This window comes from Psychrobacillus sp. 05T411, from assembly GCF_056396485.1.
Window position 1 is genome coordinate 1 of sequence record NZ_JBFTLO010000049.1, and the last position, 12,277, is coordinate 12,277.

12 protein-coding genes are annotated in these 12,277 nt (G+C 37.7%); 3 read left to right on the forward strand and 9 right to left on the reverse strand.

Features of this window, described 5'->3' with window-relative positions; genetic code table 11:
* Positions 1-347: 347 nt before the first annotated feature.
* Entirely contained in the window at positions 348-1,211 is an 864-nt protein-coding gene (locus tag AC1DFT_RS20165) for a nucleotidyltransferase-like protein (protein ID WP_478161354.1), read from the reverse strand.
* A gap of 131 nt (positions 1,212-1,342) precedes the next feature.
* Here AC1DFT_RS20165 and AC1DFT_RS20170 point away from each other — a divergent pair, with 131 nt between their 5' ends.
* Positions 1,343-1,687 (forward strand): YgzB family protein, encoded by a 345-nt coding sequence (locus tag AC1DFT_RS20170; protein ID WP_478161356.1) that lies wholly within the window; start codon positions 1,343-1,345, stop codon positions 1,685-1,687.
* Positions 1,688-1,739: 52 nt separating this feature from the next.
* Here the strand turns inward: AC1DFT_RS20170 and perR are convergent, their stop codons facing one another.
* The 3 genes from perR to bcp form a co-directional block, all read right to left on the reverse strand.
* Positions 1,740-2,183: a peroxide-responsive transcriptional repressor PerR gene (gene perR, locus AC1DFT_RS20175; protein ID WP_478161358.1), complete on the reverse strand. Its 444-nt coding sequence runs from the start codon at positions 2,181-2,183 to the stop codon at positions 1,740-1,742.
* A gap of 112 nt (positions 2,184-2,295) precedes the next feature.
* Positions 2,296-3,240, reverse strand: a complete 945-nt coding sequence (locus AC1DFT_RS20180; protein WP_478161360.1) for a D-2-hydroxyacid dehydrogenase — start codon at positions 3,238-3,240, stop codon at positions 2,296-2,298.
* Positions 3,237-3,725 (reverse strand): thioredoxin-dependent thiol peroxidase, encoded by a 489-nt coding sequence (gene bcp / locus AC1DFT_RS20185; protein WP_478161362.1) that lies wholly within the window; start codon positions 3,723-3,725, stop codon positions 3,237-3,239. Before bcp ends, AC1DFT_RS20180 begins: the two co-directional genes overlap by 4 nt.
* A 124-nt stretch (positions 3,726-3,849) precedes the next feature.
* On the opposite strand from bcp, the gene AC1DFT_RS20190 reads away from it, so the two are divergent.
* Both AC1DFT_RS20190 and AC1DFT_RS20195 read left to right on the forward strand, forming a co-directional pair.
* On the forward strand, positions 3,850-5,142 hold the full coding sequence (locus tag AC1DFT_RS20190; RefSeq protein ID WP_478161364.1) for a glutamate-1-semialdehyde 2,1-aminomutase: 1,293 nt from the start codon (positions 3,850-3,852) through the stop codon (positions 5,140-5,142).
* Between the two features lie 38 nt (positions 5,143-5,180).
* The gene (locus AC1DFT_RS20195) at positions 5,181-6,263 is read left to right on the forward strand and encodes an FUSC family protein (RefSeq protein ID WP_478161366.1); all 1,083 of its coding nucleotides are present in this window, start codon (positions 5,181-5,183) and stop codon (positions 6,261-6,263) included.
* 40 nt (positions 6,264-6,303) lie between these two features.
* On the opposite strand, the gene AC1DFT_RS20200 is transcribed toward AC1DFT_RS20195, so the two are convergent.
* The 5 genes from AC1DFT_RS20200 to AC1DFT_RS20220 all read right to left on the reverse strand — a co-directional run bounded on the left by AC1DFT_RS20200 (position 6,304) and on the right by AC1DFT_RS20220 (position 11,935).
* Entirely contained in the window at positions 6,304-7,191 is an 888-nt protein-coding gene (locus tag AC1DFT_RS20200; protein ID WP_478161374.1) for an ABC transporter permease, read from the reverse strand.
* A 24-nt stretch (positions 7,192-7,215) separates the two neighbouring features.
* Complete coding sequence (locus AC1DFT_RS20205) at positions 7,216-8,220, reverse strand: ABC transporter permease (protein ID WP_478161376.1); 1,005 nt, start codon at positions 8,218-8,220, stop codon at positions 7,216-7,218.
* A 69-nt stretch (positions 8,221-8,289) separates the two neighbouring features.
* A complete protein-coding gene (locus AC1DFT_RS20210) occupies positions 8,290-9,933 on the reverse strand; it encodes an ABC transporter substrate-binding protein (protein ID WP_478161368.1) in 1,644 nt (547 codons plus the stop codon).
* Between the two features lie 24 nt (positions 9,934-9,957).
* On the reverse strand, positions 9,958-10,941 hold the full coding sequence (locus AC1DFT_RS20215) for an ABC transporter ATP-binding protein (protein ID WP_478161370.1): 984 nt from the start codon (positions 10,939-10,941) through the stop codon (positions 9,958-9,960).
* Positions 10,916-11,935: an ABC transporter ATP-binding protein gene (locus tag AC1DFT_RS20220; protein WP_478161372.1), complete on the reverse strand. Its 1,020-nt coding sequence runs from the start codon at positions 11,933-11,935 to the stop codon at positions 10,916-10,918. Before AC1DFT_RS20220 ends, AC1DFT_RS20215 begins: the two co-directional genes overlap by 26 nt.
* Positions 11,936-12,277: the final 342 nt, after the last annotated feature.

A 12,277-nucleotide genomic window follows, 5' to 3' on the forward strand; every position in this document is an offset into this window, starting at 1 on the left:
TCCTCCATAATAGAGAACTTAAAAAGCTCATGTTGTTTTGCTGGCATCATCATTAAATGATGTCAAAATTGTTTTGCTATCAAGTTAACCGAAGTTAATCTTTCAAGCTATATTTCTTAACGTTTTGCATGTTCAGTTTTCAATGTTCATTTTGTTGTGTCGTTTTTTGCGACTTCTCTACTTTATCATTTTCGATATATTGAGTCAAGAAGTTTTTTAAAAAACTTTTTTGTCGTAAATTTATTGTTTCGTTTTTGACGACGCTTATTATAATACATCATAAAGTTCTAGATTGTCAACAATAAAAACGAACAAATTATTTGTTCGTTTTTATTGTGTACTTATCACTACCTTACTTTGTAGCATCTATGCATGATTTCATTGCTTTTTGTTGTCTGTTTTTCTATTAAAATAAATCTTTTATCTACTAAAAACTCAATAAAAACTTCGAGGTCCACTGAATACTTTTTCAGTTCATCTTGTTCATGAATCTCTTGTATAGTCCAAAAGTCTTTGGAAGCCAAAACTTCTAATATATGTTGAGCCCCATCCTTTGTTCTTGAATGAATTAGAAACTCACTAGCTAAAAATAAAAGTTCCAATCTTTTTTCTAACGATTCCTTACTTGAAATAAGTTCATCGTATAATTTATAAATAGCAGGATCCAGTTGTTTTACTTGTTTCCATACCATCACCTCTGGATGCATTCCATTTTCGAATACAGCAAGACGGGCTAAATGATGTAAAGAATCTATAATATGATTATAGGCATCCAGGTAATTTAACTGATCAAAAAATACTTTACCTTCCATATACCTTCTACTAAGCTTTGCGAATTCAATACCCATTCTTACCTTTCGGCTATTTATCGGAAAATCATCTAACTCTTTTTTCAAATCTTCTATATACTCATTGCGATCGAAAACAACTCGTCCATTAAGGATCCAGTCAACTAATTTAGGATTTGTTCCTACAAGTAACCATTTTCTAAGTTGTTTTTCCGTTACAATATGCATTGCTGCTTTCTTGTCATCGTACGAATAATGTTTTGTAAAAATTGGTTGTTCTGCTTCTAATACCACTATCAATAAAATAGAATCAAAAGTATCCGTAATAGGGCTAACTTCCTCACGCTTTTCTATCGATATAATACCTATCGTATCTGGATCACTTGCTCTTTCTTGATAAATCGGTCTCAATAACGCTTCCAAAATGGAGCCTCCTTTGTTTCCTTCTAATATAGCTTTTCGACAATAAGTTTAAATTTCCTTCTCCGCTTACTTAAAACATTACTTACTCCTAAAATATGATATAGTGGATTTAGAATTTAGGAGGATGAAAAATGAAACCTTATAAAAACAAAATAAATCGAATACGCTCCTTTGCGCTTGGCCTCATATTCTTTGGATTTATCATCATGTATGGAGCCATTTTCTTTAGAGAAAATGCAATTCTAGTAACCATTTTCATGACACTTGGATTACTATCCATAATAGGAAGTACAGCTGTATATGGTTGGATTGGTTTATTATCTACTCGTGCAGTTCAAGTTGTATGTCCTAACTGCGGAAAGCATACAAAAGTTTTAGGTAGAGTTGATATGTGCATGTATTGCAAGGAACCTCTTACACTTGACCCTAGTCTTGAAGGTCAAGAATTCGACCAAGCACTCAATAGAAAGAAATAATTTTATGTATTCTATTCCACTAAAAAACGAGCGTATCGATTACGCTCGTTTTTTACTGCACTTTCGTTGCATGTTCTTTACAAGTAGGACATGTTCCGTAAATTTCCATACGATGCGAACTTACGTCAAAACCGGTTAAATGGGACGCTAAATGCTCGACTTCATCAAGACCCGGGTAATGGAAATCTACAATTTTCCCACATGCATTACAAATCATATGGTAATGATCGTTCGTGATAAAATCGAATCTACTCGAAGAATCACCGAACGTCAGCTCTTTAACTAATCCTGCTTCTCTAAAAACACGTAGGTTATTATAAACAGTTGCAACACTCATGCTTGGAAATTTACTTTCTAGCGCTTTATATATATCGTCCGCAGTGGGATGTGACATAGATTGGATAATAAATTCCAATATCGCATGGCGTTGAGGCGTAATTCGTACACCAGTTGATTTTAATGTATCTAAAGCATCTCTTAAATGTACTTCCGTCATCGCAATGCACCTCTTTTCATATTCATTATTAATTTGTAATTGTTATAATAAGTATAAAGAAGAAATGCAGGTACTGTCAAACTTTTAAAGCATTAGAGAGATGTTATCCTTTTTAATAGCCTTTTTTCGTATCAATTATATTTTCTAATTGTTCATTCCCATTCAACCATAGTGTCAAATTTCTAGAAAATATTTCTAGCGCTCTTACAACATATTGCGAAGAATGACTAGAAGCATGTGGAGAAACGATGACATTGTCCATCTTCCAAAATGGATGCCCGCTTGGGAGTGGCTCATTTTCAAATACATCTAAAACAGCATATGCTATATGTTCTTCTTTTAGTGCTTGGAGTAGCTCTTCTTCTTTTAATACATCTCCTCGACCAAAATTCATAAAGATGGAAGATGGTTTCATACACTGAAAATGCTCGTGTGTTAGCATGTGTTTTGTTTCTTCTGTGCTAGGTAGTATTGATATGACAATATCCGCATCTGGCAGTGTTTCTTTAAGTTGATTAAAAGAAACTATGGCATCCATGGAAGGTGACATATTACCACTTCGATTACAACCAATAGTACGCACACCAAATGATTGTAGAATTCTACCGACCTCGCCACCAATTGCACCAGCACCTAGTATTAATGCGGTAGAACCAAAAAGCTCCGATGAGTTCAATTTTCGTGACCACTCCCCTTTACGCTGGTTTTCAGCCATCGTTGGAAGTGATTTTTTGATGGAAAGTATATGAGCAATGATGGACTCTGCCATCGGAGTTTTATGAATGCCTCGAACATTGGTCAACATAATATTCCGACTAGCAATTTCCTTTAAAGGCATTTTTTCAAGGCCTGCAGAAGCGACCATAATCCATTTTAGTTGCGCCGCCGTTTCTAAATGGGACGCATGAAGATCTTCTCCATACGTCACGAGTATATCAGCCGTTTTTAAGTTTTTTTCATCTAACGGTTTTTGAAAGATGAATTCTACTTGTGGAAACTTTTCTATTAAACTAGTTTGTTGATCTTGCTTGGGATAAAAGGAAAATAATATCTTCACTTTTGCTCACCAGTTGAAGCTACTTCCTTTAATGTTTCTAACGCCTCTTCTACATGCCCATCCACTTTTACTTTACGCCATTCTTTCACGATTGTACCTGTTGGATCGATTAAAAATGTAGAGCGTTCAATTCCCATGAATTCTTTTCCGAACATCTTTTTCAACTTCCATACACCATAAGCTTCGGACACTTCATGTGTATCATCGATTAACAACGAAAATGGAAGTCCGTGCTTTGCGATAAATTTAATATGTGCAGTTTCATCATCTGCGCTGACACCAAGAATAACCGTATTTAACTCAGCAAACTTCTCATGTGAATCTCTAAAATCACACGCTTCTGTTGTGCAACCTGGTGTAGAATCTTTCGGGTAAAAATACAAAACAACATACTGCTTTCCTGCAAAGTCATCTAATGATACAATTTTGCCTTGCTCATTTTTCAATGAAAACTTTGGTGCAATCATTCCTTCAAGTACTGTCATCCTATTCCCTCCTTCATTTCTACTACTATCGTATCGAATTAACGGAGCAGATTCAATTTCTTTAGCGTTTTTCACTATAATTGTCTACAATAGAAACATACGAAAATAGCGGAGGTTATAAACAATGAAACAATCAACATCTGAACAAATACAAATAGAAGCACTTGAACATATAGTAGGCGGTGTGAATAGCCCATCTAGATCGTATAAAGCAGTTGGTGGTGGAGCACCAATCGTAATGGAAAGAGCAGAAGGGGCTTATTTTTACGATGTAGATGGCAACAAATACATTGATTACTTAGCTGCATATGGCCCTATTATTACAGGTCACGCACATCCCCATATTACAGAGGCTATCACAAAGGCTGCGCAAACAGGTTTATTATACGGTACACCTACAAAGCATGAAGTGACTTTTGCCAAAATGTTAAAAGAAGCAATTCCTTCCATGGATAAAGTACGCTTTGTAAATTCAGGTACAGAAGCGGTTATGACAACCATTCGTGTCGCACGTGCGTATACAGGAAAAACGAAAGTAATGAAGTTTGCAGGTTGTTATCATGGGCATTCTGATTTAGTATTAGTAGCTGCTGGATCAGGCCCCGCTACACTTGGAACACCTGATTCTGCAGGAGTTCCACAGTCCATTGCAAAAGAAGTTATTACGATTCCTTTTAATGATCCAAAAGCGTATGAGGATGCAATGGAAAAATGGGGAGAAGAACTTGCTTGTATTCTAGTAGAACCTATCGTAGGAAACTTTGGAATGGTAGAACCAAACGAAGGTTTCTTACCACTTGTTCATAAAATAGCAAAAGACAAAGGGGCTCTTGTAATATACGATGAAGTAATTACTGCATTCCGTTTTCACTACGGTGCTGCTTCTACTATGTTAAATGAAACACCTGACTTAACCGCTTTAGGAAAAATTATCGGTGGAGGTCTTCCAATCGGGGCATATGGCGGGAAAAAAGAAATTATGGAACAAGTCGCACCATTAGGTCCTGCCTACCAAGCGGGAACAATGGCTGGAAATCCTGCGTCCATGCAAGCAGGAATAGCTTGTCTAGAAGTATTGCAGACACCAGGTTTGTATGAAGAATTGGACAGACTTGGTGCAATGTTAGAAGCGGGCATAATAGAAGCAGCGAAAAAGCAGGATATTACAATTACCGTAAACCGCATAAAAGGTGCTCTATCTGTTTACTTTACAGATGTAAAAGTAGAAAATTACGAACAGGCGGAAGCAAGTGATGGAGAATTATTTGCTAAGTTCTTCAAACTAATGTTAGCACAAGGGATTAATCTCGCTCCCTCTAAATATGAAGCTTGGTTTATCACAACTGCGCATACAGAAGAGGATATTCAAGAAACAATTACTGCGGTTCAACATGCTTTTGCCCAGTTAAAGCAGTAAACATTTGAAACGGGAACGAAATGAAAGGATAGGATTTTATGAAATTAGGAGCTCGCGTTTTTAAAACTGGAGTAGCCATTGTTTTCTCATTATTCATTGCTGATTTACTCCAGCTACCTAGTCCTGTTTTTGCAGGAATAGCTGCGATATTTGCCATTCAACCTTCTATATATAGATCCTATTTGACTGTAATAGAGCAGGTGCAATCCAATCTAATTGGAGCAGCAATTGCAGTGGTTTTCGCACTGATGTTTGGAAATCACTTTATAGTTGTTGGATTTGCTGCAATCGTTGCAATCATGCTAATGTTAAAATTAAAGTTAGAAAAAACGATACCTTTAGCACTTGTGACCGTTATTGCGATTATGGAAATCCACAGTGATAACTTTTTCACATACGCTTTAATACGATTTTCAACCGTATTAGTAGGAGTAATATCCGCATTTATTGTGAATCTAATCTTTCTACCACCGAAATTTGAATCAAAATTATTTAATGCAATTCACTACACCCAGGACGAGATTATTCGTTGGACTCGAATTGCCGTGCGAAGTGCATCAGAGCATACTTCTACGAAACAAGCTATCAATCAGTTAAAAGAACGTCTAGCTCGAGTAGATCAACTATATTCATTTTTTAAAGAAGAACGTGGTTATTCAAAAAATGCAATGTATACAAAAGGAAGAAAATTAGTCGTATACCGTGAACTAATTTCCACGTCATATAAAAGCTTAGATGTACTGAAAAGACTTCATCTCCATGAAAATGAGATTCTAGAACTTCCGGAACATTTCCGAATGATGATTAAAGAACGACTAGATGCACTTTTAGCTTATCATGAACAACTCCATTTAAAGTTCACCGGAAAGTTAAAACCGGAACATATTGAATGGAATGGTTCAGAAGCTTTTATCCAAAGACAGGAAGTAATGGACATTTTCGTTCAACAAATTGCTTTAACTCGAATTGAAGAGGAATTCTCAACGTATCACTTATTACATCTATTATCATCCATTTTAAAATATGAAGAACAACTAGAACATGTGGATACGTTAATCACATCCTATTTGAATTTTCATAGTGAAGAGCTTACGGTACAAATAGAGGAAACACCTTACTAACAAAAAAACGTGTCACCTAAATATATAGGCGACACGTTTTTTAATTTTTCATCCTTGGATCTAAAGCATCTCGCAGCCCATCCCCCATTAAATTAAACCCTAAGACGGTCAACATAATAGCAATTCCAGGGAAAATCATTGCCCATGGTGCATTACGCAAAACTACGCGAGCATCTGCAAGCATTTTCCCCCACTCAGGTGCTGGTGCTTGAGCTCCTAAGCCAAGAAACCCTAAAGCCGCAGCTTCAATAATAGCAGAAGCAATAGCAAGTGTACCTGCAACTATCACAGGAGCCATTGAATTCGGAAGAATATGGGAAAACAAGATTCGTATATCTTTCATTCCAATCGCTTTTGCTGATGTTATGTATTCTTCTTCTTTAATACTTAGTACTTTTGAACGGATGAGTCGACCGAAGTTAGGAATATTAATAATTGCAATGGCAATTAAGGCATTTTGTAAAGAAGGACCTAGTACGGAAACAACGGCAATTGCAAGTAATATACTTGGAAAAGCCAGCATGATATCAAATATACGAGATATGATCGTATCAATCCACTTTCCGTAGTAACCCGCAATAATTCCTAAAATACTTCCTGCAACAACGGATCCAACAACGGAAGAAAATCCAACCCATAATGATATGCGAGCACCATGAATGATTCGCGAGAAAATATCTCGTCCAAAATCATCTGTTCCAAACCAAAATTGAYTGGATGGTGGAAGCAATCGATCTTTTAAAGACTGATCATTTATTCCTTGTGGTGCTATGAAAGGACCCAATATCGCTAAAAGTAGGAAGAAAAGAACAATCCCTGCTCCAACAAGCGCCACTTTATTTTTACGAAAGCTTCGCCATGCATCTAGCCAAGGACCTGTCGACGTATCTTTTGTAACCTGTATATCATTAGTCGAATTCGGAACCATTTGCGTCATATTCATTTCCTCCTTTTAGTCGTATTTAATCCTTGGGTCGATTAAGCCATATAAAATATCTACAAATAAGTTAATCATGACAAATATAAATGCAACAATCAAAATACCTGATTGAATAACTGGATAATCTCGGAATTGAATGGCCTCATAAATATACCTTCCGATTCCCGGCCAGCTAAAGATCGTCTCTGTTAAAATGGCTCCCCCTAATAACATTCCTGTTTGAAGTCCGATAACAGTTAAGACTGGAATAATCGCATTTTTCAAGGCATGTTTGTAAACAACCCAAAACATTTTTTGCCCCTTTGCTCTTGCAGTACGTACATAATCAGCACGCAGAACTTCTAGCATACTTGATCTAGTCATACGGGCAATAATTGCCATTGGAATTGTCGCAAGCGCAATACCTGGTAAGACTAAATGTTTAAGCACTTGTCCTAACTGATCAAATCGACCATTCAAAATAGTGTCTAGTATATACAAGTTGGTCACCGCTGAAACTGGATTTCGTACCTCTTCTCTACCAGACGTTGGTAGCCATTGTAGTTCAATAGCGAAAAACCATTGTTCCATCAACCCTAACCAAAAAATAGGCATCGAAACGCCGATCAAGGCAATAATCATAGCAGAATAATCGAACCATGAATTCTGGAACCATGCAGAAATAATACCCGCATTGACCCCAATAATGATAGCGATAATAATAGCAAACAAAGCAAGTTCAAATGTAGCTGCTAAATATGGCCAAATTTCTTTTGAAACCGGCTGAACCGTACGCATCGATTCTCCTAGATCCCCTTTTAAAAGTGCTGCCAGGTAATCGAAATATTGTACATACCATGGATTATCTAATCCTAATTTAATGCGCAGTGCTTCAATTGCCTCTTTTGATGCTAATTGTCCTAAAATTACTTGTGCTGGATCTCCAGGAATTGCTCGAATAATCATAAATACAACAAATGTCATTCCAAGTAATACTGGGATTAATTGTAGTAATCTTTTTCCGATATAGTGGAGCACTGTCTTCACCTCTCCATCAAATTGAATTGAAAAGGGAGAAATCACGAAGATCTCTCCCCTTCAAGCACATTACTTAAAGTCGACGTTCGTTAATTTATCAGAACCTGTAGGGTGCGGTTTGAAATCTGTTATATTCGCCGTTCCTGCAAGTAACGGTGTTGAGTGAGCAAGTGGTACCCAAGGAGCATCTTCAAAGATGATTTCTTGCGCTTGCTTATACAACTCATTACGTTTATCTTCATCCACTTCTGTTTGTGCTTCAATTAAAATTTTGTGTAAGTCTGGATTGTCATAATACGTGTAGTTGTTACTTCCGATGTTATCGCCATCCAGTAATACATAGAGGAAGTTATCTGCATCTCCGTTATCACCTGTCCAGCCTAGCATGAAGGCATCTGCTTCTCCATTTCGTGCTTTTTCTAAATACGTAGCCCATTCAAATGAAACGATAGTTGCTTTAACGCCGATATCCTCTAAATTCTTTTGAATCGCTTCCGCAACTTTTGTTCCGTCTGGCATATATGGACGTGGAACGGGCATCGCCCACAATTCCATTTCAAATCCATCTGCTAAACCAGCTTCTGCAAGTAATTGTTTTGCTTTTTCTGGATCATATTCATATCCTGGAATATCTTCATTGTATCCACTAATAGAAGATGGCATTGGGTTTTTCGCAATTTCTGCACGTCCTTCGAAAAACGCTTCCACAATTGCTTCTTTATCTATTGCATAGTTAATCGCTTGACGAACTTTTACATTGTCAAAAGGAGGTCGAGTAGTTGTTAACCCTAAATATCCAACGTTCATCGATGGACGCTCAAATAATTGTAGATTAGAATCACCCTCTACAGTAGCACCGTCTGAAGGATTAATACCATCTGCCAAATCAATTTCATTTGCAAGTAATGCGTTTAAACGAGCTGAGTTATCAGGAATTGCTTTGAAAACAATTTTATCTAATTTTGGGTATCCTGCATTCCAGTAGTCTTCAAACTTTTCAACTGTCACAGAATCATTTCGCTTCCACTCTACAAACTTAAATGGACCTGTACCTACTGGATTGTCTCCAAACTTTTCACCCGATGCTTCAAATGCAGTTGGGCTTGCAATTCCAAATGGGCTCATTGCAATATTTTTTAAGAAAGGTGCTTGTGCACGCTTTAATTTGAATACGACTGTGTAATCTCCATCTGCAGTTACAGACTCGATTACATGACCTTCTTCTCCTGCAAATCCGCCGAACATGGAAGCGTAGTACGGGAATTTATCCTCTGAACCATTTGCCCAACGTTCAAAGTTTTTTACTACAGCTTCAGCGTTAAAGTCCGTACCATCGTGGAATTTAACTCCTTCGCGAAGCGTGAAAGTGTACGTAAGTCCGTCTTCTGAAGGCTCCCATTTTGTTGCTAATCCTTCATTTATCGTTGTATCTTGTTCACCAAAGTTAAGAAGTGTTTCAAATACGTTTTGTGTTACTTTGAATGATTCTCCATCCGTTACTGCAATTGGGTCTAATGAAACTGAGTCTCCCCCACGCCCAAAAATAAGAACTTTTTCTTCAGCTGATGTGGAACCAGTATCCCCTTCTGTTGCTCCTTCGTTTTCTTTTTCTGTGTTACTTTCCGATGCATCATCAGAAGCACATGCAGCGAGAACTACAGTTAGCGCCACTAGCATCATAAGCAAAAATGACCAAATCTTCATTTTTCCCAAATTAACCCCTCCGTAAATATATTATCAATGCTGCACTTGCTCATTATATAAATGGCATGCAACAAAATGACCAGGCTTTACTTCTTCTAGCTTAGGTACCATAGATGTACAAGCTTCCATTTTAAATGGACATCTAGTATGGAATGTACAACCAGTAGGCGGATTTGAAGGACTTGGAATGTCTCCTTCAAGTATGATTTGCTCCCTTTGATGTTCCGGATCTGGAACTGGAACCGCGGAAAGTAACGCTTTCGTATATGGATGAAGTGGCTCCGCATATAAAGACTCGCTTGTAGCGAGTTCTGCCATTCTTCCTAAGTACATAACGCCAACGCGATCACTTATATGACGCACTACACCTAAATCATGCGCAATAAATATATAGGTTAGCTTTAATTCTTTTTGTAAATCTTGCATAAGATTAAGCACTTGGGCTTGTATCGAAACATCGAGTGCGGAAACTGGTTCATCCGCAATGATTAGCTTTGGATTTGTCATCAATGCTCTGGCAATTCCAATACGTTGTCTTTGCCCCCCACTAAATTGATGTGGATACCTTTTCGCATGATAACTACTTAATCCAACAATCTCTAGAAAGTCATATACTTTCTTTTTTCGGCTCTTTGCATTACCTATGTTGTGGACAATTAATGGTTCCATTAATATTTTTTCAACCGTATGTCTTGGATTTAGTGAAGCGTATGGATCTTGAAATACCATTTGAATTTCTCTTCGCGCTTTTCTCATTTCTGTACTCGATATGCTCGTTAATTCTTTTCCGTCAAAGGTTACTTTACCTTCTGTAGGTTCTAGTAATCTCATAAGCATTCGTCCAGTCGTAGATTTACCGCAACCCGATTCGCCTACAATTCCTAATGTCTCGCCTTCATTCACATAGAAAGATACATTATCTACCGCTTTAACGTAACCCGATTGCTTTCCTAATACCCCGGAATGGATAGGGAAATACTTTTTTAAGCCTTCAACTTGTAGCAGCGGTTTTGTCATGAACTTCTGCCTCCTTCTGATCAAATAAGAAGCATCTCGTTTTATGATTATCAGATGTTTCATATAACGGAGGATTTTCTTCTGTACATCTTCCAAAAACGGATTCACATCGTGCAGCAAATCGGCAGCCATTTTTTATCGTACCAGGCTTTGGTACACTTCCAGGAATGGAGTATAAACGCTGCTTTTTATAGCGCATATCAGGTACAGAAGCGATAAGCCCTTTCGTATAAGGATGTTGCGGATTATGGAAAATCGTCTCCACTGTTCCCTCTTCTACTACTTTTCCAGCATACATAACCACTACGCGCTCGCAAGTTTCTGCCACAACTCCTAAATCATGGGTAATTAAAATAACTGCTGTGTTCAGTCTTTCATTCAGTTCTCGCATTAGTTTTAAAATTTGTGCTTGAATCGTTACATCTAGTGCAGTTGTCGGTTCATCCGCAATAAGTACCTTTGGATCACAAACGAGGGCCATCGCTATCATTACACGTTGCCGCATACCTCCTGAGAGCTGATGTGGATAATCCTTCATCAATTCTTCTGCCCTAGGTAAACCAACAAGTTTCAACATTTCAATAGCTCTTGCCTTTGCTTGTTTTTTGCTCCAGTCTTTTTTATGTAGTGTAATCGCTTCCATAAGTTGGTTTCCAATTGTAAATAAAGGATTTAAAGAAGTCATCGGTTCTTGGAAAATCATCGCTACGTCATTTCCGCGGATTTTCCGCATCTCTTTCTCAGAGAGCTTCGTTAAGTCTTTCCCTTTAAATAAGATTTGACCATTTGTAATTTTCCCAGGTGGACTTGGAACAAGACCCATTATTGAAAGTGATGTAACACTTTTCCCACAGCCTGATTCCCCAACGATTCCAAGTATCTCTCCTTCTTTTACGTGAAAATCTACATAGTCCACAGATGGAATGACACCGTCATCAGTGAAAAAGGAAGTTTGGAGGTCTTTCACTTCTAATATGATTTCACGTTCTGTCATAAGGCACCCCTTCATTGTTACTCAATTTTAAATTTTCTATTAATTATTAGTTATATTAATATTTTACACAATTAAACTCTATATGCAACACTTTTATTATAAATGTGAGAAAACTAACCTTTAAGAGATATCTCGCTCTGTAGAGATACTGCGTCGTAAAGAGTCTTATAAGGTGGCCACTATGATTTTCGCTGCTGTCGGACGCTTTCCGCCGGGTGAGCCATGAGCCATCCCCGCCGCTTCGGCGTACGTTGGGATGTCTCATTTGCCCACTCATCCGGCAGGAGTCGCCGCCAACAGCGAAAATCAACAGAAAATGCTTACTTATTAGTGCCGACTAGC